This window comes from Nitrospirota bacterium, assembly GCA_030645475.1.
Lineage (GTDB): Bacteria > Nitrospirota > Nitrospiria > Nitrospirales > Nitrospiraceae > Palsa-1315.
In genome coordinates this window covers 1-25,058 of record JAUSMA010000055.1, presented here as the reverse complement: position 1 = coordinate 25,058, position 25,058 = coordinate 1, and the positions used below count along the sequence as shown (strand labels likewise).

Below are 25,058 nucleotides of genomic sequence, written 5' to 3'. Positions count from 1 at the left end.
TTGAGCGTCCTGTACAAGGTTTCTCTGTATCTGCAGCCTGCAGTGTAGCGCACTAAGTTGTGAACATGAAGTGGGTCCGGCTCTCCATAGCGGCCGTGGTTTCTCTGGTTCATTTGGTTGGTCTGGTTCAACCAGATAAACGAGATAGACCAAACAAACCAGATTAACCAGTCGGTTCTTGCGTCCTTTTCAGGATTCCTCCGTCTGTAGAAGTGAGGGGAGGCATGGTGCCTTCCCGTTCACTCGAAAGGAGAACCCCATGAGACCTCACCTGTCTCTCGATGTGCGCAACGTGCCTGCTTCGGTTGAGTTCTATCGGAAGGTTTTCGGTGTGGCGCCGCAGAAACAGACGACGGACTATGCCAAGTTCGATCTGAGGGAGCCGGCCCTGAATTTCTCGCTGGTGTCATCTCCAGAGAAGGTCAGTAGGGTGAACCATCTTGGCATCGAAGTCGAATCGGTTGATGAGATCGCGATGTGGAAACAACGGCTGCAAGAACAGGGCATTTTGGGAAAGGTTGAAGAGGGCATCGCCTGTTGCTTCGCGCGGCAGGACAAACTCTGGTTTACGGACCCAGACGGCAACGTGTGGGAGGTCTTCACCGTACTTGAGCAGTTAGAGGTGACAGGGCCACTGAAAAATACCGGCTGTTGTGTGCCGAAGAGCAACGGAGCGGCCAGGTCTGCTGCTTGCACGGCTTCATAAGGGGAGTTACCGTATAAACAGACACCGGAGGGTGATGAGCATGATGCCGGACAGTCAGCATATCTGGGGCGAGGTCCAACGCGGGCTGCACGGTTTCATTCGGAAACGTGTGACCGATGAGGCGGCAGTCGAAGATCTTTCGCAGGAGGTCTTCATCCGGATGCAGCGAGGGCTTGGGGGGCTCAAGGATCACAGTCGTCTGCTGCCGTGGATCTATCGGATTGCGCGGCATGCGATCATTGATTATTACCGTGTGCAAGACAAGCAACCTGAGCGGCCGGTCGGCCTCGCGAGCGACCTTGAGACGTTGTATCCTGTGTCCCTGTCTGTGAGATCGTCTGAGGATTCCGGTCAACTCCGCAGGGAGTTGGCCGGCTGTCTCCGTCCTATGATCGAGCGGTTGTCGGAGGACTATCGGCAGGCGGTTACCTTGGTTGAGGTGGAGGGCCTTACCCAGCAGGCTGCAGCAACGCGCTTAGGTCTTTCGTTGTCTGGAATGAAGTCACGTGTGCAGCGAGGGCGGAAATTGCTCAAACAGATGCTGGATGACTGTTGTTTGATCCATTTGGATTGCCGCCGCGAGGTAATTGACTATGAGGTGCGCGGTGCCGGCGGTGATCCTTGTGGTGGATCGACGGACTAGGGGGCGGCGCTGGAGCGTCATATTTGAGAGGGCTACATGGGCGGATTCTCGTCAGTGTACGGGGGGAAATCTGCGTGGGGAAATAATCAAACTGTAGGGGCACCACACTATTGTATGCGGTGCCCCCACGAGTCGCTTAGGAATCGATCCTATTTCCCTGTTGTCAACTTTGCGATGAACATCTCCTGAACGGCTTTGAGATGTGCCTGGATGCCGCTCGTACTCTCATCGGCCGCATCGATTTGCACATCTTTCTTGAGTTGGACCAACACGTCGCCGTCCTTTGGCGGGGTTCCCTTCTTGCCGAGCATGCCGCCACCGATCCCGCCGCTGATGCCGAATCCTGTGCCTTCTGATGTTCGAATCGCCCAATGGGTCTCGCCCTCCCCGATAATGGTATTACCACGTGCGAGATAGCTCCCCATCATAGGGCGGTCCGTCAGAGACAGGGCTCCCATCTCGTATTTCAGGGTTTTGCCTTTTGGCCAGTCTTTCCCCGGAAAGGTTCCGCTGTCTTCCCACGTCCGGACGGGGCTCACGACATAGTAGACCTTGAGGAGAGAGGCGTTGAGGTCCTTGGCGAGTTGCTGTTCTTGTGCGGGCACCGTGAGTGTTCCGCGAGTGCCGCCTTTTGCGGCCACTTCACCGGTCTTGGCCAGGTTACCTGCCAGACGGGCGGCTGAAAATGCTTCCAGCCTCGATCCTGCGCCAGTAGCAGGAAGATAGAACCCTGTGGCCGCGGGCGAGAAGACGGTCGCTTTGCTCCAGGTACCTTCGGCGCCGAGGGTTTCGACGATTAAATCGCCGAGACCTCCGTGGGAGCCTTCGAGCTTGAACGTGATGGCTTGCGGCGCAGCCGAGGCTTGGGCATCGCCGGTCAATTGTTGGTACTTGGGCTGCGCCTTGAGCGCATCGGGAGTGATGATCTCATACCCTGCAGCCTTGAGATCGGTTACCAGCTTTGCGTAGAGATCGTCCGTCATCTTCTGCAGGGCGTCCTGCTCGACATTGTCGACGGTCGTGATAGAGGCAGGCTTATCGCCTCCCCGCTTTTGTTTCGTTTCGTGGAAGACCCTCGTCTGGAATTCTACGCCGAAACTGGCGATAGCCAGGCGCTTGTTCGGCAATTTGCTCACGTTGGTCGCATCGACATATTGCTCAATCTGAGATGCGGCAGGGGTCTGTAGGTTATACACGCCCTTGTCTGCACAGCCAGCTAGGAGCATCAATGCCGGCATAAACGCCCACCGTGCGATATGGGGAGTAGCTTTCACGAAGTCCTCCAAATTTAATTTTTGAGATGCCGCTACATAGGTAATCTCGCGCCGGTCTTTCGTACCGTACTTGGCGGAAAAACGTCAACTAAAATGACATGCAAATTGTCCCCTAATTCCCCCTACAGAGGTAGGGCTTTCCAGTTTGGAATAGTGCGGTCGGCGTGATCGGGGGATAGCTATTTGTCGTTGGTTCAACCTAGAGATTGCCGAACAGTAACATGGCCCGGTGGGGGATTCCTCTCAGAGCCACGATCCCTGTTTAGGTCGAAAGTTGCCCAGCAACTCGGCAGATTAATCCTGTACAGCATCTGAACTGCTCTCAGAAAGTCAGTTGGTCATGAGAATTCACTGCAGACGGCACAGGGCATGTGAGGCACATCCTTTGCGATATCGGCTAAGCACCACGGGATGATGACGCAGATCGCTCGTGGGAGACATTCGAGCGCGCAATCTATCCGCAGGGCGTACGAGGCGACGGCACGTGCGCGCTCTTCTCTCATGCTCGTAACGAATCCCAAGGAGGATCGATGATCCCAGTACTCGCCCCGTTGCCGCAGGAGGTCGCAGTTGTTCTGGTCCTCTTCCAGGAATTTCTTGCGGCTCATGCCGACCCTGACGGCGGCCCATTATTGTACGATCTCTATGCCGATGAAGCTCCCATCGCGCTCGAAGGACGCGTACTCAGAAAAGGTGAAACGGACGTAGAGGCTTTTGCGCAGGCACATCGTCGCGCGTGCATGCAGGGTATCGGGACGCTGCCGGTATTCGATCAGGTCGACCTGCTTGCAGAGAACGTGGAAGAAGACAAGAGTGCGGTGGTGGGGTGGTTCAGAACCATGGAGTTGGGCGACGGCCAATCTGCGATCGTGGGGTTGGGGATTCGTCGCGATGGTGGGCAGTGGCGCGTAGGGTGGTGCACCATCGCGTCCGACGTGCAGAATTGGTCCTACAATCAGGGGCTCGTACAGACGCTCGCAGAATATCCCTGGATGCTCTCCGATCAGCCAGTTCTCCCACGGAGCTCCCTGGATGCTTCGTACTGTCGCCTGTTTCGGCAGTCGGGTGTGCATCTGAGCTTTCTGCCCGAGTCGCGCTTTAGCTGCCACATGAGCGGTGGCTGTTGTAAGTTCGACTACCACATCGCGTTAGCTCCTGCCGCGCAAGTCCTGATCGACGCGATCCCGTGGGAGGATATCAAGCCGGCTCTCAAGGGCACCAAGTTGGAGGTTCGTGCGGACGGTCAGTTGCAGCTAAAAGATAATCACGAGACGTGCCGATTCATGGATGAACAGCGCCAATGTTTAATCCATGAGACGCTTGGTCACCAGCCCTTCGGACCCTGTGGCGTGTTTCCCTTTGCCTTTGCGGAGACGCCTGAAGGCGTCTCCGTCAGTACGAGTCTGGTGTGCGGCAGCGTCCGGAATCGTCTGGGGCCCTTGTTGGCAGAGCGTCAGTTCGATGTGCGCGAGCGCCTGTTTCTTGCTCCGGTGCGGAAGCCGAACGGTTTTCGCCTCGCGCCTGGCCTGGAGATCCCCTGGGAGTCCTTCCGTCAGATTGAGACCGTGTTGCTCGATTTGCTTGAAAAGCCCCAAGTGCCGCTTCGCCAGCGTCTCTATGCGGGCAATCGGTTGCTGCATGCGCTACGCAGGAATGAGCCGATCGATGTGGGTGTGTGGCTGGAGGAGCCACCGGGGATATTGCCGGCTGAATATCGCGAAACGTTGCGAACCTACCTTGCCAGAATTTTTGCCTGGGACCGGCAAGGCTTCACCCGTCTGCCGAAAGGCATGTCGCTCGATCTCCATCCTGATCGCGTGCGGGATGAACTTGTGGTGGTCGACATACTCAGAAACCTTCAGTTCTCCAAGACCTATTCCTATCCCTATGACCTCACCACCTCCCACAATCTGTCGATTCTGCTGTATGTCCTGACCGGCATCATGCAGTCGTCCATCGACGGACCTCTGCCTGACGAACTGTGGCGAGAACTTGCCGCATTGGGCGGGCATGGTTTACTGGCGTCGTTGCTGCCAGAGTCAGCGCCTCAGGAGCTCAAAGAATTTCTGGGGTCGAGCGAGTTCGGTCAGTGGGCGTTGTGGTACTGATCTGTATCCCTGTGCGCCCGTGAACAGGGCCTATAGGGTGGTGATGCTTAGTGGCCGGGGTTTTCCGACGAGCTGATGAAGGCCTTGCGATAGCCGGTGACTTTCTCTAAGTAGTGGCGGGTCTCTTCGTAGGGCAGCTTTTTGCGCAACTGGTCATAGACGCCGGATGGCTGGAGGCTGTTGATTTGGTTGACGGCTTCAGTCCGGTTTCGCGAAAACGTGCGGAAGACGTTGCTCGGCCCAGTATTGTAGGCTGCAATCACACAGTATTCCCGTGAGACATTGTGCGTCACACTCTCCAGTTGGTTGAACATCAAGACATTTAAATAGGCGCTCCCTAGCTCGACGTTGTTGGCGGGATCGAACAGGTATTCCCGCGAAGGCGAGACGTCCTTGCCTTTGGCCTTCCGGTAGGCTTCTCGTCCGCCGCTGGTGGGGACCAGTTGCATGAGTCCGTAGGCCGGGGCTGAGCTGACGGCATAGGGGTTGAAGTTGCTCTCGGTGCGGATGACGGCGAAGACCAGGCTCGGGCTGATGCGGTATTGTTCGGCGAATTGGTGTACCAGCGCTCGGTACTTGTCCGCCTGCTTCACGGCGAGATTGGACACCATAGGGATCTTGACGTAGTGGGCGGTTTTCTTGGTTCCCTCCTGGTCGATCACCCGCGTCGCAGATTTCTTTTCAAGAAGGTAGGAGGCAAAGGGCTCGGCCTCTGCCGGCGTGCGCACCGGTTTACGTTGCTGATCGAGAACAAGGCCGTACAAGTAGGGCATTTTGTCGCCGGTGAGGACGATTTCTTTGTCGGAAAATAAATCGACTGCGCGGGGATCTTCCGGCGTCAGGATCGTTGTGACCAGGGCATTCTTGAGACTGCGTTGGGGATCCTGCTCGTCCAGCGTCTCGACCAGGATCTCGCCCGCGTCAAAGTCGACGATCGCCCGGCTTTTGTAGTTCTGCGTGTACTTCACATATTTCTTCTGTTCGGGGAGTTTGACCTCCTCTTTTCCCCAGGTCTTTCCGACGTTCACCCCGAGGGCGGTGAGAATGGCTTCAAAGTCTTTCTGTGCGGCGCGCAGATCTCGGAGCAGCGCTTCAGGATCGCGCGCGTATTGGTCGAGACGTTGCCTGGCGATCTGTGCCGGGTCTTTTCCCTCGGCAAGATCGATGATGGTCTGGCCGGTCCGGCCTTTCGCGATTTGCTCCGCGGTTGTGAGGATCCGGTCGGTTGTCTCACAGCCTGCTGTGGCGAAGGCAAGGGTGGCGATGAGCAATGTGGTGAGCGAGGTTGATGGGCGCATGGGGCATTGTACAGAATTTGTAGCAAGCTACAAGTGCGCGCTTGGCATCTTCAAGAAAGGGCGTGAATATATCGGCAAGACGGTCGGCATCGCAGGCGAGCACCTGACCGGTGTACAGATGGCCGCCGCGCTGGCTAAGGCCTTGAGCCAATCCGTGCGCTATAATGCCGTGACACCAAGGTGTATCGTAGCTTTGGTTTCCCTGGGGCCGAGGATCTGGGCAACATGTTTCAATTCAAACGTGACTTTGAATCGGTCTTTTGCGGAGCGCGTAATCTCGACCAGTCGCGCGCGTTGAACCCCGCCTTGCAGACATTCGACCAGTGGCTGGCTCAGAACAGGACTCGTATTCCGCTCGAATAGCCCTCTCTGTATCTCGGTATTTCTGCGAAGCCCTGCTGTCCGATCCATGGCGGCAGGGCGGTTTCCCTCGGTTTGTACATTTCTTGAATTACGTAGGTCTACCCACTTTTTGACGTTATATTTTCCTTGAGGGTATCGCGCCAAGCCCTTTGGCCATTTTCTTGACTGCTCTCTGCGAGGGAAGGTCGTGACATGGCTTGAGCTTGGTGATTTCGCATCGATAGAAGAATTAGGCCGACTGTGATTTTTCCGAAGGGCATCCCTCTATACCGGTGATGTGAAGCATGCCGAACCTTGAACTGATGACTCATCCGTGGTTTGTCAGGCTGAAGCCTGTAGTTCCGGCATTTGTCTGGGTCACCACCATCGGCACCTTTCTCCTCGATCTCTACGTCCCGCTTGGTTTTGCTCCCTGGGTTTTCTACTTCTTTCTGGCATTCGTGGTGTCACGGTTCTATCCCTCGCGGGTGCTGCTTCTCTCCACGCTGCTCTGGTCGGTCTTGGTCTTGAGTGGCGCGGTCTTATTGGTGAAGGCAGGAGATCCGACTGCGGGTGTCTTTAATCGGGCGGTCGGTGTGGGGACTCTCTGGTTGATGGCGGGTCTGCTGTATCTCGATAGCCGATCGTTGCGTGCCCGGCTCGAAGCGGAGTCGCGGATCCACGCGATCGTAGAAGGCGCCTTGGATGCCGTCGTCACGATGGACGAACGCGGCCTGGTCGTCGAGTGGAACCCGCAAGCGGAAGTGGCGTTTGGGTTTACGCGGGCGGAAGCTGTGGGTGTGACTCTGGCGGAACTGATTATCCCGGTGCAATATCGCGCAGCCCATGCCGCAGGGATGCAGCGATATCTCAAGACGGGACAGGAAGCGATTCTCAGACGGCGGATTGAAATTACGGCCCTCCGAAAAAGCGGCGAGGAGTTTCCTGTTGAGCTCACCGTGATCCCTCTGCGCCTCGGCGAGCAGATGTTCTTCTCGTCGTTCATTCGCGACATTAGCGAGAGAAAACGAGGGGAGGATGCGCTTCGGCAGACCACGGCGTTCATCGAATCCATGTTCGAGCATTTGCCGAATATGGTGTTCGTCAAGGACGCCAAGGATCTTCGTTTTGTGCGATTGAATAAGGCCGGCGAAGAATTGCTCGGTTATTCCCGATCGGACCTTCTGGGCAAGAATGACTACGATTTCTTCTCCAAAGAAGAGGCCGACTTTTTTACGGCGAAAGATCGTGAAGCGTTGTCAGGCGGTACGCTGGTCAATATTCCCGAAGAGACCATTCAGAGCAGGGCCAAAGGCCTGCGCCTGCTCCATACGAAGAAAATTCCGATCTGTGACTCCCTCGGCACGCCACAATATCTGCTAGGTATCTCGGAGGACATTACTGAAAGCAAAGAGATCGAGGTCGCGCTTGTGAAAGCCCGGTTAGCGGCTGAAGAAGCCAGTCAAGCCAAGAGTGATTTTCTCGCGAATATGAGCCATGAGATGCGGACGCCGTTGAACGCGATCATCGGCCTGACGGATTTTCTGCTCCGGACTCCGCTCTCGTCCGATCAGGCCGATCTCTTGAAGCGGTGCGAGAAGGCCGGTTCCGGCTTGCTCCGCATGATTGAAGATCTTCTGCAGGCGGCCAAAGTGGATTCCGGCACGCTGGAGTTGGTGCAAGAGCCGTTTGCGCTTCGAGAACTGGTCGAGGATACCGTAGGGCTCTTGACCAAGAAAGCCCAGGCGAAGGGGCTGGCTCTTTCGTTGTCCACCGATCCAGGTCTTCCGGCACTCGTTCTGGGAGACGCCCTGCGTCTCCAGCAAGTCTTGCTCAACCTCATCGGGAATGCCGTCAAATTTACGGCAGAGGGGGGCGTGGAGGTCCGAGTCGGGCCGGTGCCTGATTCGCCGGACGGAGGCACCGTGCGATTTGTGGTGGCAGATACCGGAATCGGCATTCCTCCCGAGCAGCACGAAAAGATCTTTGATCGGTTTTTGCAAGTCGATTCCCGCGCAAGCCGGTCCTATGGTGGAGTCGGTTTGGGGCTTGCCATCTGTCAGCAACTCGTTGGCCTGATGGGAGGACGTATTCTGGTCGAGAGCAAGCCTGCGCTGGGCAGCACCTTTACGGTAATTGTTCGGTTTGAGGTGGTGACGGAGAATCAGCCGCAGCGAGTCCTGTCCGAGCGAGAGGCCCTGCCAGTCCAGATGGCGACAGCAGGCGGTCAGGTTCCGGGTGAGAGAGGCTTGAAGATCCTCCTCGCTGAGGATTGCGTGGAGTCTCAAGATTTGATGGCGCTGTATCTTCGCGGGACTCCCCACAGGATGGATCGCGCCGCCAGCGGCACCGGCGTTGTCGAACGATATCAGACGGGCGGATACGATCTCGTGTTCATGGACCTCCAAATGCCCGGCATGGATGGGTATGCGGCGACGCGAGCCATTCGGGCTTGGGAGGAGACGCAGGGCCGGCCCCGGGTTCCGATCGTGGCGTTGACCGCGAATGCCGATGGCGAGGCGCAACGGAACAGTTTGCTGGCCGGTTGTACCGACTTTGTGACGAAACCCGTCAAGGTCGCGACGATTCTCGATGTGATCCAGCGATACATGGTTGCGCCGAGGAAAGAGACCGTATCCGGTCCGAGTGAGGGCCCGCGAGCCGGAAAAGAGGATACGTTCGAGCAGAGCCTGCAGGCGCTTCGTCCAAAATTCGTGCGTAATCGGCAGCAGGATGTGACGATCCTCCAATCCGCGATCGTCGCGCAGAATGCCGATACGATTCGAACAATCGGCCATCGCATTAAGGGGCTTGCGGGTTCGTACGGGTTAGACACGATAGGATTGATCGGCAGCGCCCTTGAGGCGGCTGCCCTCGATCATGACTTCGAGCGAGTGACCGTGGAAGTGCAGCGGTTGGTTGCGGCGCTCCGGGAGGCTGAAGGGGCCTGTTCGGAAGCGGGTGACGGCATATTCCACTTGTAATAAGGAACCACAAGGAGACGCCGCGATGAGTATCCTGATCGTCGATGATTTTGAAGAGCAGCGCGACATGCTGGCGGCCACGCTACAGGCTGCAGGCTATCGATCGTTGTTGTTTGCGGAGTCGGCCGCGAAGGCATTGGAGTATTTGGGTATCGGCGCCGATGGCCGTTCCTCCGCTCGAGTCGACGTCGTGCTGATGGATCTCTTGATGCCCGATATGGATGGGCTGGAGGCCTGCCGGCGCATCAGGTCGGAAGAGCGGTTCGAACATCTGCCTGTGATTGTGGTGACGGCACAAACAGATGCGTCTGATCTGACTGCTGCGTACACGGCCGGTGCGACGGATTACATCAGAAAACCGGTGATTCCAGCAGAGTTGGTGGCGCGTGTCTCGATGGCGATGACCTTGAAGGAGGAATACGATAACCGGGAAGAGCGCGAGCGCGAACTTGATGCCAAGACGAAGGAGTTGGGCCGGACTGTGCAAGAACTGAAAACGCTTCGAGGGACCCTCTGCCTTTGCGCCAAGTGCAAACGAGTTCGGACGAGCGGCGGGCTCTGGCTACGACTTGAGGACTATCTGGAAGAAAAGCTCAATGCCAAGATTACGTCAGGAGTCTGCACTCGTTGCGGAGGATAACGCGTTGTTCTGGTCGATCTGGTCTGACGAGACCAGCCAGATGAACCGCAGCGGTCAGGCCTGGGGCTGGCCTGCCGACTCCGTCTGTTTTCCTTCGAGCTCAGTCCAGCGTGCATAGAGCCGTTCTGCTGCTGTTTTCGCTGCGTCCAGTGCGGCGGATCGTTCTTGTAGCGCCGCGGCATTGGAGGCGATGGCGGGATCTTCCACTGCGGCCTGACAGGTTGCGATGGTCTCTTCGGCCTGGAGAATCCTCTGCTCCATCTTCGCCCATTCCTTTTGCTCCCGATAGGACAGGCCTGTCTTTTTGGCTTTTGGCGTCGCGTCAGACTCGGCGCGGGATGCTTTGGATGGCCGTGACGTCGCCGTACGACTCTGCTCTTCCCTCATGCGCTCTTGTGCAGATTCCCATTGTGCATAGTCGGCGAACCATTCGGTCTGGCCTGTGCCGTCCAGTGCGAGTAGCATAGTGGAGACGCGGTCTAAGAGCCATCGGTCGTGTGTTACCAGCATCAAGGCGCCTGGAAACTCCACCAGACTGTCTTCCAACACATCCAGCGTCGGAATATCTAAGTCGTTCGTCGGCTCGTCGAGGATCAAGAGGTCGGCTGGCTGGAGCATCAGCCTGGCGATGAGTAGCCGCGCTTGTTCGCCTCCGGAGAGGCGGGAGACCGGGAGATCCAACTGTTCCGCCCGGAAAAGAAATCGTTTCGCCCAGGAGACGAGATGCACCTCGCGGTCTTGATAGACCACCGAGTCGCCATGCGGGGCGAGGGCTCGCCGGAGCGAGGAGGATTGGTCCAGCGATTCGCGGTGTTGTTCAAACGTGACGACGCGCAGCTTGTCTGCGCGGGTGACGGTGCCTGCATCCGGCTTCATAGTGCCCGCCACCAGCTTCAGCAGCGTGCTCTTTCCGCTTCCGTTCGGACCCAGCAATCCGATCCGCTGGCCCGGTCCGAGCAGCAGGTCGAGATTCGTGACGATCGGCCTTCCACCAAGCGATTTGCAGAGTTGTGTGGCTTCGACCAACTGTTTCGACCTGCGTCCCGATGAGGTGAAATTGATGCCGGCCGTCCCCTGGTCTTTCCGGGCGTCGGCGCTGTTCAGTTCCTCGATCAAACGACCGGCTGAGTCGATGCGCGATTTGGCTTTCGTCGTGCGGGCCTTGGGACCGCGGCGGAGCCACTCTACTTCGCGCCGGACTCGATTAGCCAATGACGCTTCATAGTTGGCTTGTGCGTGGAGCGCAGCATCCCGCTGCTCCAGAAAGTCGCTGTAGTTGCCTTTGGCCTCGAACGCCCCGTTGGGGTAGCTGCGATTGATCTCGATCATCCGCGACGTCACGGCTTCCAGAAAACGCCGATCGTGGCTGACGACGAGAAAGGCGCGGGCTTCGGCCCGTAACAAGCGTTCCAGCCAGAGGATCCCTTCGACATCGAGATGGTTGGTCGGCTCGTCCATCAGAAGGACATCCGGCTCCAGCATCAGCGAGCGGACGATGGCGAGGCGTTTTTTCCATCCTCCTGAGAGTGCGGCGGTGGCCTGGTCGGCTGAAGGAAACTCTCCCAGACTGAGGGCCGCGGACGTGCGGCCGCTATGTTCATGGGGGTCCAGACCTTCGTCGATCAGGACCTGTGCGAGCACTTCTTCGATCGTATGGGCTCCGTCAAATAACGGTTCTTGCGGCACATAGCCGATGCGGAGTTGCCTGCGCACCGATCTGGTGCCCTCATCCGGTTCTTCGAGTCCGGCCATGATCTTGAGCAAGGTCGATTTGCCGGAGCCGTTGGGCCCGACCAACCCGACATGATCGCCTTCGGCTAGCCCGACCGAGAGATCGGAGAACAGCGGTTTCACGCCGTAGGTTTTGCTGATGGACTGGCAGCTCAAGAGAATTATTGGTGGCATAGCTCTAGTGACCGAATGAATGGTGAACGAAATTGCTGAATGGACGATCGGGCAGGACTATTCAGGCCAGGCTGGATCGCGAAGCTATCAGTGTACGGGGTAAACGGCAGAACTACAAGGGGGGCGGGGATGGGGGCCGATGATCTTCCGTGCTCGCGCAACGCGCAGCCTCAGAAGGCCCTCGTTGGACGCGCGCAGTGGAAGATCAACCGGCCCCCATCCCTGAAGAGGTAACGAGCGAGCTTGGAATGGCCATCTGTAACTTCGCTCGACGGCCGCAGTCGAAAGCTCCTCGCGCCCTTACTGGCTTCGGGGAGGAACGGATGAGTGGACGTGCGCAGTGAAGGGTACGAGGTCGAGCGGGAGAATGTCCCGCTCGACCTTGTGAGGACTACCCTGTGGAGTTACTTGGCTGCGACGATTTCGAGGAGTTCGACTTCGAAGATGAGCGTCGAGCCTGGTTTGATCGTGGGGGGCGCGCCTTTGTCGCCGTAGGCGAGAGCCGACGGGCAGGTCAGCTTGCTCTTGCCGCCGACTTTCATCATTTGTACGCCTTCCGTCCAGCACTTGATGACTTGGTTCAGTCCGAACGTGGCCGGTTCGCCCCGCTTGACGGAACTATCGAAGACCGTCCCGTCGGTCAGTGTGCCATGGTAGTGCACCTTGACCGTATCCGTGGCTTTCGGGCTCGCGCCTTTGCCTTCCTTGATGGTCATGAGGATTGCACCGGATTCGGTTTTCTTGGCACCGGATTCGGCGGCGGCTTTCATGAGGAACGTGGCTCCCGCTTTCTTTTCCACTTCTGCGACGACCGACGCGCGGGCCTGTTGCAGTTGTTGTATCTTGGGGCCGAATGTCTGGAGCTCTACTTTGGGAGTTTTTTTAAAGACCCCGTCTGTGATGCCGGACTTCACGAGATCAAGCTCCGATTCGGTCAGGCTGAAGGCGCCAAGCGATTGGCTAATGGCCAATCCCAGGGCATAGAGGGTTTTTTGTTCATCATTCGTGGGCTCCGGAGTTGCAGCGAATGCCGCACTGGTTCCAAGGCTGAGTAAGGCGATCAAACAGGAGACAACGAAGCGCATGAGCTGTCCTTTCTTTGTATGTGACGGCAGCGGACCTGATATCGCAAGTCCCGAAGTTTTGTAGAGTATGCGATGTGGGGGCTGGGCTCAAGACAATTATGCCTAACAGGGTGCTGAAAAAAATCGCCAGCTTCGTTCTCAGCTCATCGAAATCCTCAACGGTGACCCGGCCGCCTCACCACTCGGCGGCGCGCACAAACGTGGTGCTCCTTATTCGTCGCACCGTGCGCCCCCACGGGTACGCCTCCGGTTTCGACTCGCCTGCGGCCTTGCTGAACGGACCGTTTGAGCATCCTGCAGGCTACGCGCAAGAAAACGAATCGGTCGCAGGGTTCCCTCGTTACCAGCGGTGGCCCCGGTGATGTCCATAGTAGCGGGGGCCGAAGATGTAGGGAGGGTAATAGTAGGGTTGTCTGTAGATCCAGGGGCGCCCTAAATAGAGGCCGAGTCCCACAGGCGGATAGGTATAGAGGGGAGGGGCCACTTGCACGATGGTGGGTGGTTGGGCCAGTGGCTGTTGCATTGCTGCGCCGGCGGCTTGATGATCCATCTGGGCTTTCAGTTGATTGACGGTGTCTTGCTGGGCTTGCACGCGTGCTTGAAGTGCTGCGATCTGATCGCGCTGCGACTCGACGAAGGCCGCCAAACAACGGCGGTATGGGCGTCGCCGGTATAGTTTGAACATTCCCACGGGGTCTGGGACTCGCTCGCCTGGGCTGGCAGCGAAGCCAACAGCATGCCGATTCCCATGACGCCGCCGAGAAGCCATGGCCAAGGCCTGGTTGTTGTTCTCGCAGAGTTGTGACGGATTGCGTGATCGTTCATGGCGCCCTCCTGGCAGCAACTCGTTTTAGCCTAACATGCGTTTGCCTGCCGTGCTACTCCTCCATTGCACCCTTATCGAAGCCTCGCTAGAATCCGCCCACAAGGATGCCTAAGCCGTTCCTATGATTCTTGGATTCGTCATTCTCTATCTGTTTCTGTCGGTCGGGATCGGGCTGGTTGCCGCCAGGCGGGTCCATACCACGAAGGATTTCGCGGTCGCCGGTCGGAGTCTTCCGCTGCCGATTGTCACGGCGACGGTTTTTGCGACGTGGTTCGGCGCAGAAGCGGTGCTCGGAATTTCTGCCACGTTCGTGAAAGAGGGATTGCGGGGCGTCGTCGCCGATCCATTCGGGTCGAGCATGTGTCTGATTCTCGCCGGACTCTTCTTTGCCCCTCGTCTCTATCGTCTCAATCTGTTAACCGTCGGCGATTACTATCGGGCTCGCTATGACCGCAGCATTGAAGTCCTCTGCACCCTCTGCGTCGTCGCGTCGTACCTGGGCTGGGTTGCGGCCCAATTCAAAGTGTTGGGGCTGGTCCTTAACGTAGTGACCGAGGGCGTGGTCAGTCAGTCGGTCGGCATCGTGATCGGCGCAGCACTCGTCTTGACCTACACGACGTTCGGCGGGATGTTTTCCGTGGCGATCCTGGATTTTGTTCAAATCTCCGTGATCATGGGGGGGCTGCTCTATATCGCGTCTGTCGTGAGCAGCTTGGCGGGGGGAGTGGGCACGGTCATCGACCATGCCGCGGCTGCCGGAAAGTTAGACTTCTTTCCCCCGGCGACGCTCTCGGCCTGGATTCCGTTCCTCGGCGCCTGGATGACGATGATGTTGGGGTCGATCCCTCAACAAGATGTCTTCCAGCGCATCAGCTCGGCGAAGGACGAACGAACAGCCGTGAGGGGGGCGTTACTGGGTGGCACGCTCTATTTCCTTTTCTGTTTTGTTCCGATGTTTCTGGCCTATGCGGCGACAATGGTGGACCCTGTGAAGTTCGGTCTGCTGTTGGAGCAGGATTCCCAATTGGTTCTGCCGACGTTGATTCTGCAGCACACGCCGATGGTGGCTCAGATTCTGTTCTTCGGCGCCGTTCTCTCGGCGGTCATGAGTTGTTCGAGCGCCACGTTGCTGGCGCCGTCGGTGGCCTTGAGCGAGAACGTCATTAAGCCGATGTTGTCGCCATTGAACGATGCAGCGTTTCTTCGTCTGATGCGTGTGGTCTTGGTCGGGTTTGCCGTGACGGTCTTGGCGATTGCCCTCTGGTCGGACGCCAGCATCTACAAGATGGTGGTGAACACCTATAAGGTGACGTTGGTGGCGGCGTTCATTCCTCTGTTCGCGGGGCTCTATTGGAAACGCGCGACGACTCAGGGCGCACGCTGGGCCATTGTGGCTGGTCTCACGAGCTGGCTGGCACTCGAAGGCTTCGGTTCGCCGACTGCCATCTGGCCGCCGCAGCTTGTTGGCTTTCTGATTGCGGGGGCCGGCATGATCGCCGGATCGTTATGGCCGTCGCAGGCCTCTGGCGCGAGGTAGGCAGCCGGGGCCTCCGCTACTGTTCCAATGTGGTGCGCACGAGACGTCGGATCTCTTCAATCGTGAAGGGTTTTTGGATGACGTGCTGTGCGCCGAAAAGTTTGGCGATGTCCAGAAGACTCCGGGCATCTGTCGCACCGCTCATGGCAATGACATTGGCCTCCATGAATTCACGCGTCAGCGCGAGTGTGACCTCCATCCCATCCCGTTCCGGCATAAGGATGTCGGTAATCACCAGATCGGTCGGGTCTTGGCGATACAACCTGAGGCCGATCTGCCCATCGGCCGCTTCGCGGACCTCATGGCCGTCTTCTTCCAGGATGCGGCACAAGAATGTTCGAATGGATGCGTCATCGTCAACGATTAGAATTGTAGCCATGTTCCTCCGGCCAGAGTTGGATTGTGCCGCTCAGGCATCTCGTGGGGCTTTCCCCCTGGAGAGACCCGTTTAGGCTGCTTGCATGACGAACGACTCAGCTCCCAGATGGACATCTTCGCCCTGGTAGTCTGGTTCGTTGCGCGGGTGTGCGGACACAGGCTCTCGTCGCGACAGGTGATACTGCTGAATAGGGGATTCATGGACATGCCCGCAATTCATGCATCGGTACCCGTCCATCCACATGCGTCCGGTGGCGCCCTCGAACACCAAGAGATGATCCTTCGCCATGAGACTGTAGCAGCGTGAGCAATGCATGGTCGCCCTCCTCGGTCGTCGGTCTAGAAACTCCTGTCCGCTATGAAGAGGATAGCGAAATCCCTGGAGAACGGTAGACCCGGAGGAAGTAACTCGGAAGGGGGGGCAGGGTAGCTGTGTAAATATTCGGTACGGCAGGCGGGGCCTGATGGGGCGGAATATATCGCGGTCTGTCTGCCGGCCTTTTCGCCGACTACGGTGCATCGCGATCCTGTCTGAGGCAGAGGTATGGTGAGTCTTGGCAACGCTCCGATTTCCCATTATGATAGCGCGGTTTTTCCGGTGAAACGGTTCCTTCCATTTAACGTCCCGAGGAGGTGTATTCGATGAAACAGGTGATCTTGTCTGCCATGGCCTTACTCGTCGCCCTTGGTTTTGGCGCATCGACCTTTGCACAGGAGACAGCTCCTGCGCCTGCTCCGACTGCGCCAGCAGCGGCCACTGCTCCGGCGTCCGGAGAGATGAAGGCGGAAGGCAGCCCGAAGATGGATCGTGCGGCGAAGAAGGCCGAACGTAAAGCCGCGAAGGATCGCCACAAAGCCGAACGCAAAGCTGAGAGAGCGAAGCGCAAGGCCGAGAAAAAATCCGCCAAGGAAGCGCCTGGCGCAGGCGGCGATATGAGCAAGCCCTAAAGGACTTGTGTCATCAGCCCACTAGGGCGGGGAGACGGAAGCGATTACTTTCCGTCTCCCCGGTTCCCCAGTGCTCTATTGTTCAGCACCCACTCCGTCACATCCTCCGTCGCGCCTCTGCCATCATGCTTTTTCTGTCCCTCTTTTCGAGGTAACCGTGTGTATGACCATCCAATGGTGGCGGGATCAGGCTTGCTTCGTGATAGGGGCGTTTCGCATCCTCGTGAACGATCGCGTATGCTGTTCGGGAAGGAGCGAGTCTCATGGCGATTGTGCATCCATGGATAAAACGGGGAGTGGGGGCGCTGCTGGCGCTGATCGCAAGCGGCCTAGCCGGACTCGCGATCTATGGTGCGATCCTCTCGATGAGTCTTGCCCTGCCGAAGAGCGACGAGCATCCGCCGCTGCGTCTGTACAGTGGACCCTTTCTGCTGCACCCAGATCTCTCGCTGGCGCACAGCCATCTGCTTGAGCGGCTACAACGGTTAGGCTATCGGCGAGTGACCGTGCAGGTGCAGTTTCCCGGTGACTATCAGCTGACCGATGAGGCGCTGACGGTTTATCTCCATCCGCAGCCGGAGGGCCATGTCGGTGCGACGAAGGTGACGTTGACGTTAGAGCAGGGGCGAGTGACGGATGTCCGGTCTCCGGTCGATGGTGCTCCGCTCTTTCCCATCTTTCTGGAGCCTGAACTCTTGAGCGGTGTGCGAGGTGCGTCCCGTCAGGTGCGCGAATGGATTCCGTTGGCGCAAATTCCTCCTCACGTCATCGCCACGGTTCTCACCATCGAAGATGGCCGGTTCTATTCCCATTTCGGCATCGATCCGGTGGCCGTCGGGCGGGCGCTCTGGACCAATGTCACCAAGGGTGGTGTGGTGCAGGGCGGCAGTACCATCACGCAGCAACTGGCGAAAAATCTGTTCTACTCGCCGCAGCGAACGATGGGACGAAAATTCAAAGAAGCCTTGGCAGCCCTGATTCTCGAAGCGAAGTATTCGAAACAGGAGATCCTCGAAAGTTACTTGAACGAAATTTACCTCGGGCAGGCGGGATTCCTGTCGATCTACGGGGTGGGCGAGGCCGCGCATCGCTATTTCGGCAAGACGCTGGGGGAATTGACGGTCGAAGAGATTGCCATGATTGCCGGCTTGATCAAGGGGCCGAATAGTTATGCCCCGACGAAACATCCCGAGCTGGCCAAGCAGCGGCGCGATGTTGTCTTGCGCCGGTTAAGGGAGACCGGGGTCCTGTCGGAAGAGGTCTGGACGCGCGCCGTGAATGAACCGGTACGTGTGACTCCGTCAGAAGACCTGTTGACCGATGCGCCCTATTTTGTCGACGCGGTGCTGCGGGAAGTGGAAGAGGCCGGTGTCGTTCCGTTGCCGGAGGGTTTGCGGATCGACAGCACGCTTGATCCCATGGTCCAACAGGCAGCCAGTGAGTCTTTGGAGAAGGGCTTGGCGAAGTTAGAGGCGGCGCATCCCCATCTCACGAGTGGGCTGGAGCCGGTGCAGGGGGCGGTGGTCGTGCTCGATCCGAAGAACGGGTCAGTCCTAGCGCTGGTCGGAGGGCGAGATTACCGGCGGAGTCAATTCAATCGTGCCGTGCAGTCACGGCGGCAACCGGGATCGCTTTTCAAACCCTTCGTCTATCTTGCGGCGCTGGAGGCAGCTCGTGAAGGCGAGGCAGGCCGTCTGACGGCGGCGAGTTTGTTGGCGGACGAGCCGGTGACGTTTGACTCGGAGACCGGTCCATGGTCACCGCAGAACTACGATAAACAGTTTCATGGCCATGTCACCATGCGGCATGCGCTGGAACAGTCGTTCAATGTTCCGGCCGTGCGTGTGGCCAAGGCCGTGGGGACGAAGCCGATCGTGCAGCTGTTGCATCGCCTGGGCGTGAAGAGCGCCATCGGCGAAGATCTGTCGTCGGTGGCGTTGGGCAGTTCGTCGGTGTCGTTGCTGGAGATTGCGGCGGCCTACGGGGCGGTCGCCAACGGAGGGATCGCGGTGAAGCCGACGGCGGTTCGTACGACGAGGGATCGGCAGGGCGATATGCTCTGGAATGCCGTGCCGAATCGGCAACAGGCAACATCGCCTCAGGGGGCCTATGTGTTGACGTCTCTCCTCGAAGGCGTGATGCAGCGGGGCACGGCGAGTAAGGCCCGGGCGATCGGATTTCAAGGTGCGGTGGCTGGGAAAACCGGCACCACCGACGGCTATCGCGACGCCTGGTTCGTGGGCTACACGTCCGACGTGGTGATCGGGGTCTGGGTGGGATTCGACGATGAACGGCCGCTGCGTCTCACGGGATCGCAGGCGGCGTTGCCGATCTGGATGGAGCTTGCACAGCGGGTGTTCCCACCGAATGCTCCTGCCTTCGTGATGCCCTCCGGTGTCGTGGCCCGCACCATCGATCCGAAGACCGGGCAGTTGGCCACGTCTCAGTGCCCTGAACAGGCGCCGGAGGTGTTCATCGAGGGCACGGAGCCCAGCGTCTATTGTGAAGTGCATGGAGGAGGAATCTGGGAACGGCTCCGGCATACTTTTGGATTCTCCTAGGCCGCGCTGAGACGAATGGTGTAAGCTGCGTGAATGATGGAGTGTGAAGGGGGAATGACGTATGAAAAGTAGTGGCTTTGCCGGAGATGACAACATTACTCTGTTAGCCAAAGGGGTCTTGCTGAAGGGCGAGATCCATGTCGATGGGACGGTGCGGATCGATGGCCGTCTCGACGGCGTAATTCAGACCAAGGGGCAAGTCATCATCGGCGAGGACGGACTCGTGCAGGGCATGATTACGGCCGGCACGGTGATCAGCAGCGGTCGCATCAAGGCCAAGGTGACGGCCATGGAGCGCGTGCAGTTGCTGAAGACGGCGACACTCATTGGAGAAGTCCATACGCCGTTGTTCATCATGGAAGAAGGCGCCAAGATGCAAGGGATCACGGATATGGGAGTGACCTCCTGGCCTGAGGAGCAACCGAAGTTGCCGGGCAGCGTCCGGGATCTCTCCGCACACCGGGCCAAGCAGGTTGTGGTGCTCGATAAAGATTCTCGAGGCGAAGTGCTCCGATAGGTCTGCCGGTTCTCTCCTGTTCGTAGCCAACTCATGACAAAGCCGCAGCTCTTCACCGCCGTATTTTTCGCATTTTTCTCACTGCTCCTCTATCAGATTGCTCTGATGTTTCAGCCGTTTCTCCTTCCCGTGTTGTGGGCGGTGATTCTCGCGCACATGACGTTTCCACTTCACGTGCGGTTGACCTCTCGCTTGGGCGGGCGCGATGCCCTGTCAGCCTGGTGCCTGACCCTGGGCGTCTTGGCCATGGTGGTCGTGCCGGTGCTGCTGATGGCGGTGATGCTGGTGCGAGAAGCGGTCGGCGCAGAGCTGGCGGTGCAGACCTGGATCGAAGCCGGTGGGATCCAGCGTTTGCCGGAACAGCTCTCGAAGCTGCCGGTGATCGGAGGCACCCTCCACAGTCTGATCGGACGCTATGTTCTGCAGCCTGACGCGTTAGAGGCGTTGGTTCGGTCGAGTGCGCAAGTGGTCTCCAAGTTTTTTATCGATCAATTAAGCGACCTGCTCAAAAACGCCTTTATTCTGCTCAGTGATTTTCTCATCATTCTGTTTACGCTCTGGTTTCTGTACAAGGATGGTCGCCGCTGGCTCCAGTTTCTCTACGAGCTCGTTCCGCTCGGGGAGGCGCAGAAGCAGAAGATTTTTGCGCGAATGGATATCACGATTCGCGCCGTCGTGAAGGGCGTACTCCTGACTGCCATCGCTCAGGGCCTGTTGGCCGGCGCAGCCTATGCCGTGCTGGGCGCTCCTTTTGCGGTGGTGCTCACCGCGCTCACGATCCTCCTCGCGCCGCTACCGTTCGGTGGCACGGCCTTCGTATGGGGTCCTGTCGTGATGTATTTTCTCACGGTCGGATCGATGGGGAAGGCGCTGGTGATGCTGATCTGGGGGGTTGGCGTGGTGTCGACCGTCGATCAGTTTCTGAGGCCCTGGCTCATCGGACAGGACGTCCAGATGCCGGTGCTGTTTCTCGTCTTTAGCATTCTCGGGGGTCTCGCGCTCTATGGTCTGATCGGGCTGTTCGTGGGGCCGATCCTCATGAGCATTCTGATGACGGTGATTGCCATCTACCGTGAGGACTATCACGCTCCGGTTCCCGTTGTATCCCCGAATCCCACCGCACCGTCGTAACTCTAGCCCCTAGCCATGTGCCTCTCGCCACCTCCGTTATTCCAGCGGAATCGTGATCGCAATCCCGCCCATGACATCGTTGAGCTTAAAGTCCCGTTTCGTACTGAGGCGATGGCTGTTGTGGCAGTTGATACAGGCCGGTGACACGGCGACGTCGGGATAGATGGCCTGAAAAAACTGTTTGCGCCCGCTGGTGACGATTCCCGTGACTGGCTGATCGGGATTCTTCCTGAGAGACTCCAGCGCGCTTCGCTCCAGGTCGCTGGCCGGCGCATTGCGGCGGTAAATAGGCCAGAGACTGATCAGTCGATACCGGATTCCGCTTCCGCTCTCGGCTGCCAGCTTGCCGGCATGCTGGAGGAACTGGGCCGGCAACATGAGCGCGTTCTCCTGTTCCCAATGTTCAGACGCCGTGGTGACGCCTTTTTCCTGGAGCCGATTGACGATCTCCGTCGTGTAGACCGTGCGATCGGCCTTGATGACGGCGTAGAGATAAGCCGCCACTTTCTCCACTGGAATGCCGGGCGATCCCGGGCGTTCTTTGGCAGAGAAGGCAGACGGGTCCCACCACCCAGCGATTAAGACGCTGAGGGTTGCGGCGCAGAGCGAGACATGGATTCGGTGCATGAAGCCTCCTGTGGGGATGGCGAAAGCGGGATCACCGGGAGGGTGACGATGCACGAGGTGCCGTTTCCCTCCTGGCTCTCAATCCTGATGTCCCCTCCAAATTTCTTGATGATCCGGCGCGCGACGGTCAGGCCAAGTCCGGATCCGTCGCCTTGTCCCTTGGTCGTAAAGAACGGATCGAAAATCTTCGTCAGATGTTGTTTCGGAATGCCGGGGCCTGAATCGACAATCGTGGTCACGACGGATGTATTGGCCAGGACCGTCGAGAGGCGCAAGGAGCCACGGCCCTTCATCGCCTGGATGGCATTCATCAATAGATTCGTGAAGGCTTGTCGGAGTTGGTCGGGGAGGGCGAGCACCGTGGTGTCTCCTGCGTAGGTTTTCTCGATCGTGAGTCCTGCCACGTCCATGCTGCCAGTGAGTGTCGCGATGGCCTGATCGAGCTCTCGTTCGAGGTGGACCGGTTGCCGCTGGTCCGATGTTTCGCGGGTCGTGACGCCGGTGAAGTCTCGAATAATCGCAGCCATTCGACGGCCATGCTGGACGATATCGCGGGCATAGGATCTGATACGTTCGAGGCTGGTTTCGTCTTCGATGGCCTCTCCCAGCCCGAGAATGCCGAAGAGCGGATTATTCAACTCATGCCCGATTCCAGCGGTAAGGGTTCCGAGACTGCCAGATTTCTCGGCTTGGATGAGCTGGTCTTGAAGACGACTGTCGTCTGTCGTGTCCCTGAAGACCAGGCCGATCCGATCCTCTCCCTGGTTGCCCCCTGCCATGCGGAACCACTGATAGTGATAACGCCGTGATCCAATCTGAATGTCCTGCCGGCTGCTGGGATCTGCCGCGCCCATCGCGGGGGCCAAGGGGTCACGGGCGCGGTTGACGACCACGGCATCTTCCGCTCCTGATGCAAGGGCGGCGACATCCTCTCCGTTTCGCACACGTCTGAGTTCTGTTCGCAGGTGTTCGCGTACTGCGGCATCGACGGGGAGGATCTCGAATAACGGGATCGATTGGGTCGAGTCCAGTATGGACTGAAAGGAATCCCGTCCGACCCGATTGATGTACTGCACCTGTTCGTTTTGATTGACCATGATGATCGGGGTCGGGACGGCATCCAGGATCTGGTCTGTCGAGTGAATCAAGGACTCCACTTGTTGTGTCTTCATCGCTACTTGATCGGTCAGGCCTGCAAAGGCCGTTTCCAATTGACGATGCATGCGATTGAACTCGTCGGCCAGATCCTGAATTTCATCGCCGGTCCGAATGTCGATGGGCTCCAGCAGCTCACCGCGTCCGATCAATTGTGCGGCGGCCTGTAATCGGCGCACGGGTGTGACGATTCGATTGGCAGCCAGGTAGCCGAGCGATGCCATCAATCCGACGGAGACGAGACTGAAGACGGCCATCCAGGTGAGCAAGTGACGAATCGGAGCAAAGAGTTCGTCGGAGGCTTGCCACACGAAGGTATGCCAGGATCCGTTGAGGAGGTCGCCGTTGGTGGCACGGCTGGTTTCCGGCACCGGGGCGAATCCAATAATCGAGCGTGATTGTCCGCCGTGGCCATCGCTTGGAGCACTGACCCAACCTGGGTGAAAGGGCGTGACGAGGGGAATGAGCTGTACGTCGGAGAGCGAGACGCCGGTCGGCAGAATGGGACAGCTGATGACGATGCCGCGATGGTCGATCAGCATCACATGTCCGGTTTTGCCGAAGCGAATCGGCGCGATGGAGGGCGAGAAAAAGTCCTTGGCGTCGATCACGCGATGGATCACCCCAATCGTCCCATACCGGATGCGGTCCATGATGGGAAGCGAGATGGTGATGACATAGGTCTGGGCTCGCTCATCGAAGTGCACATCTTCAATGAAGAGTTGCCCGACCCCGTGATGGAAGGTGCCGTTCCACCAGACCGTATCTTTATTGGCAAAGGGAGGGATTGTGGTCAACGCGGCTACCAGGTTGCCCTCGATGTCGGTGACATACAACATCTTGGTGGCGGATCGGACGACTTGCGGGATCAGTTGATCGGCTTCACTCTTGGCTCCCGAGAAATATTCCTGAAGGAGGCTGGCTATGTTGCTTCCCGTAATGGCCTGGACGGCTATGGGATCTTTGTCCTCCCAGCCTTTCTTGCGCTTTCCCACCGTGCGGCGGCGTTCATCGTCGGTCATGTCCAGGAGGGCATCGCGCCGTTGCTCCAGCTCACGGACAATCAAAGGGTCAGCCGCAATCCGTGACGTCCGTGCCACTTCGTCTGATACCAAGAGATCGATTTTTCTGGCCGACTCCTCAGCCAGGGCCTTGAAGCTTTCGCCGTTGACCGTCTGAATCTCGCGCGAGCCCTGCCAAAATGCGAGGCCGAGGCCCACCATGAGGGGAACCACGCCCACCAGCAACATGGAGAGAATGAGTTTGAGTTGGAGCCCCCATCTCGAGTCGGTGCGCGCTGGAGGGGCTGCGGGAGTCATCATAGACATCCCTCTTCGCCCGGTTGGGCATGGGGGAAGGTCAAGGTAAAGGTGCTTCCCTGATCGACCTTGCTCTCGACCGTGATATGGCCATGCATTTTGCTGACGATGGTTTTGACGTTATAGAGTCCCAGGCCCGTGCCTTTACCCGGAGCCTTCGTCGTGAAAAACGGCTCGAAGATCTCGGGGATTTTCTCCGGGGCGATGCCACTGCCTGTATCGGAGATTCGAATATCGACCTGTCCGCCGAGGACTCTGGTCTCGAGCGTCAATGTGCCGCCCGCCTGCTCCATCGCATGAACCGCATTGGTGATCAGGTTGACGAAGACATGGAGGAGCTCATCGGGGTTCCCTTTGACGGCGGCGCCGGGCTGGTATTGTTTGATCATCTCGATGTCGTGAAAGCTCGATGCATAACGTGCGATCTTCAGTGCCTCGTCCAATTTTGCGTTGATCGATACCGATATGTCTTCATGCGGGGATGCGCGTCGTGAGTAGCGGGTGAGGTCCCGGCAGATGGCACTCGTCCGTTTGACGGCTTCGATGATGTCTAACGCTTGTTCGTGGACAGCTGCCAAGTCACGTTCCTCTGCGAGGTTTTCCGCCAAGCCTAAAATGAGTTGCAGGGGGTTGTTGATATCATGCGCAATGCCCGCCGCGAATGAGCCGATTCCGGCAAGTTTTTCCGCCTGGAGGAGTTCGCCTTCGAGCTTGGATTCGTGTTGGACCAATTCCCACAGTAGGCGGGAGGCGGAGCCGCTCAGGATATCCGTGGTAGGAGGTTTATGGGCCTTCAGATAGGTTTCCATCTCCGGATTGCCCGTGACATCCATGATGAGCTGTACGCCGTGGTTGTCGATCAAGTCCGGCACATTGGTGGTCACGGGGATGTGGAGCGTACGTGCGCGTTGCAGCCCTGGCGCAGCTGGATCACGGTCGGCAATGCCGACGATCTCAATCGACGGGATTTGGTGCAGCAGATCCAACAGCGCGCGGCCGCCGCGACCTGCTCCCAGAATGGCGACCTTGGTAGGGTCGGAATGTTCCATTCAGGCGGTCTCCCTATGGCAGAGT

At 58.2% G+C, this 25,058-nt stretch carries 21 protein-coding genes and 1 pseudogene; 12 read left to right on the top strand and 10 right to left on the bottom strand.

Features of this window, described 5'->3' with window-relative positions:
- Positions 1-259: 259 nt before the first annotated feature.
- Positions 260-706: an ArsI/CadI family heavy metal resistance metalloenzyme gene (locus tag Q7U76_09455; GenBank protein MDO8356601.1), complete on the top strand. Its 447-nt coding sequence runs from the start codon at positions 260-262 to the stop codon at positions 704-706.
- 34 nt (positions 707-740) lie between these two features.
- Complete coding sequence (gene sigZ / locus Q7U76_09450; GenBank protein ID MDO8356600.1) at positions 741-1,349, top strand: RNA polymerase sigma factor SigZ; 609 nt, start codon at positions 741-743, stop codon at positions 1,347-1,349.
- Between the two features lie 149 nt (positions 1,350-1,498).
- Here the strand turns inward: sigZ and Q7U76_09445 are convergent, their stop codons facing one another.
- Entirely contained in the window at positions 1,499-2,623 is a 1,125-nt protein-coding gene (locus tag Q7U76_09445; GenBank protein ID MDO8356599.1) for a hypothetical protein, read from the bottom strand.
- Positions 2,624-3,153: 530 nt separating this feature from the next.
- Here Q7U76_09445 and Q7U76_09440 point away from each other — a divergent pair.
- Positions 3,154-4,731 (top strand): hypothetical protein, encoded by a 1,578-nt coding sequence (locus Q7U76_09440; GenBank protein MDO8356598.1) that lies wholly within the window; start codon positions 3,154-3,156, stop codon positions 4,729-4,731.
- A 47-nt stretch (positions 4,732-4,778) separates the two neighbouring features.
- Here the strand turns inward: Q7U76_09440 and Q7U76_09435 are convergent, their stop codons facing one another.
- On the bottom strand, positions 4,779-6,029 hold the full coding sequence (locus tag Q7U76_09435) for a murein transglycosylase domain-containing protein (protein MDO8356597.1): 1,251 nt from the start codon (positions 6,027-6,029) through the stop codon (positions 4,779-4,781).
- 225 nt (positions 6,030-6,254) lie between these two features.
- Here Q7U76_09435 and Q7U76_09430 point away from each other — a divergent pair, with 225 nt between their 5' ends.
- The 3 genes from Q7U76_09430 (at position 6,255) to Q7U76_09420 (ending at position 9,995) form a co-directional block, all read left to right on the top strand.
- Positions 6,255-6,392: a hypothetical protein gene (locus tag Q7U76_09430; GenBank protein ID MDO8356596.1), complete on the top strand. Its 138-nt coding sequence runs from the start codon at positions 6,255-6,257 to the stop codon at positions 6,390-6,392.
- 284 nt (positions 6,393-6,676) lie between these two features.
- A complete protein-coding gene (locus Q7U76_09425) occupies positions 6,677-9,355 on the top strand; it encodes a PAS domain S-box protein (GenBank protein MDO8356595.1) in 2,679 nt (892 codons plus the stop codon).
- A 25-nt stretch (positions 9,356-9,380) separates the two neighbouring features.
- Positions 9,381-9,995: a response regulator gene (locus tag Q7U76_09420; GenBank protein ID MDO8356594.1), complete on the top strand. Its 615-nt coding sequence runs from the start codon at positions 9,381-9,383 to the stop codon at positions 9,993-9,995.
- A 54-nt stretch (positions 9,996-10,049) separates the two neighbouring features.
- Here Q7U76_09420 and Q7U76_09415 read toward each other — a convergent pair whose 3' ends face one another.
- From Q7U76_09415 to Q7U76_09405, 3 genes are all read right to left on the bottom strand, one after another.
- Positions 10,050-11,900, bottom strand: a complete 1,851-nt coding sequence (locus tag Q7U76_09415; protein ID MDO8356593.1) for an ABC-F family ATP-binding cassette domain-containing protein — start codon at positions 11,898-11,900, stop codon at positions 10,050-10,052.
- Positions 11,901-12,304: 404 nt separating this feature from the next.
- On the bottom strand, positions 12,305-12,985 hold the full coding sequence (locus tag Q7U76_09410; protein ID MDO8356592.1) for an FKBP-type peptidyl-prolyl cis-trans isomerase: 681 nt from the start codon (positions 12,983-12,985) through the stop codon (positions 12,305-12,307).
- A gap of 340 nt (positions 12,986-13,325) precedes the next feature.
- Positions 13,326-13,676 (bottom strand): hypothetical protein, encoded by a 351-nt coding sequence (locus tag Q7U76_09405; GenBank protein MDO8356591.1) that lies wholly within the window; start codon positions 13,674-13,676, stop codon positions 13,326-13,328.
- 256 nt (positions 13,677-13,932) lie between these two features.
- On the opposite strand from Q7U76_09405, the gene Q7U76_09400 reads away from it, so the two are divergent.
- Entirely contained in the window at positions 13,933-15,348 is a 1,416-nt protein-coding gene (locus tag Q7U76_09400) for a sodium:solute symporter family protein (GenBank protein ID MDO8356590.1), read from the top strand.
- 16 nt (positions 15,349-15,364) lie between these two features.
- Here the strand turns inward: Q7U76_09400 and Q7U76_09395 are convergent, their stop codons facing one another.
- Both Q7U76_09395 and Q7U76_09390 read right to left on the bottom strand, forming a co-directional pair.
- Positions 15,365-15,727 (bottom strand): response regulator, encoded by a 363-nt coding sequence (locus Q7U76_09395; GenBank protein MDO8356589.1) that lies wholly within the window; start codon positions 15,725-15,727, stop codon positions 15,365-15,367.
- 69 nt (positions 15,728-15,796) lie between these two features.
- Entirely contained in the window at positions 15,797-16,042 is a 246-nt protein-coding gene (locus Q7U76_09390) for a hypothetical protein (GenBank protein ID MDO8356588.1), read from the bottom strand.
- Between the two features lie 129 nt (positions 16,043-16,171).
- Here Q7U76_09390 and Q7U76_09385 point away from each other — a divergent pair.
- The 5 genes and pseudogenes from Q7U76_09385 (at position 16,172) to Q7U76_09365 (ending at position 20,883) form a co-directional block, all read left to right on the top strand.
- A pseudogene (locus Q7U76_09385) lies at positions 16,172-16,261 on the top strand (cupin).
- A gap of 107 nt (positions 16,262-16,368) precedes the next feature.
- Positions 16,369-16,674: an acid-shock protein gene (locus tag Q7U76_09380; protein ID MDO8356587.1), complete on the top strand. Its 306-nt coding sequence runs from the start codon at positions 16,369-16,371 to the stop codon at positions 16,672-16,674.
- 263 nt (positions 16,675-16,937) lie between these two features.
- The gene (locus Q7U76_09375; GenBank protein MDO8356586.1) at positions 16,938-19,235 is read left to right on the top strand and encodes a PBP1A family penicillin-binding protein; all 2,298 of its coding nucleotides are present in this window, start codon (positions 16,938-16,940) and stop codon (positions 19,233-19,235) included.
- Positions 19,236-19,296: 61 nt separating this feature from the next.
- Entirely contained in the window at positions 19,297-19,752 is a 456-nt protein-coding gene (locus Q7U76_09370) for a polymer-forming cytoskeletal protein (GenBank protein ID MDO8356585.1), read from the top strand.
- Positions 19,753-19,785: 33 nt separating this feature from the next.
- Positions 19,786-20,883 (top strand): AI-2E family transporter, encoded by a 1,098-nt coding sequence (locus Q7U76_09365; protein MDO8356584.1) that lies wholly within the window; start codon positions 19,786-19,788, stop codon positions 20,881-20,883.
- 36 nt (positions 20,884-20,919) lie between these two features.
- On the opposite strand, the gene Q7U76_09360 is transcribed toward Q7U76_09365, so the two are convergent.
- From Q7U76_09360 to Q7U76_09350, 3 genes are read right to left on the bottom strand one after another with little or no spacing between them, the layout of a single operon-like run.
- Positions 20,920-21,510: a DUF3365 domain-containing protein gene (locus Q7U76_09360; protein ID MDO8356583.1), complete on the bottom strand. Its 591-nt coding sequence runs from the start codon at positions 21,508-21,510 to the stop codon at positions 20,920-20,922.
- On the bottom strand, positions 21,462-23,987 hold the full coding sequence (locus Q7U76_09355) for an ATP-binding protein (protein ID MDO8356582.1): 2,526 nt from the start codon (positions 23,985-23,987) through the stop codon (positions 21,462-21,464). Before Q7U76_09355 ends, Q7U76_09360 begins: the two co-directional genes overlap by 49 nt.
- Entirely contained in the window at positions 23,984-25,033 is a 1,050-nt protein-coding gene (locus Q7U76_09350) for an ATP-binding protein (protein ID MDO8356581.1), read from the bottom strand. The genes Q7U76_09355 and Q7U76_09350 overlap by 4 nt, the downstream gene beginning before the upstream one ends.
- Positions 25,034-25,058 lie beyond the last annotated feature (25 nt).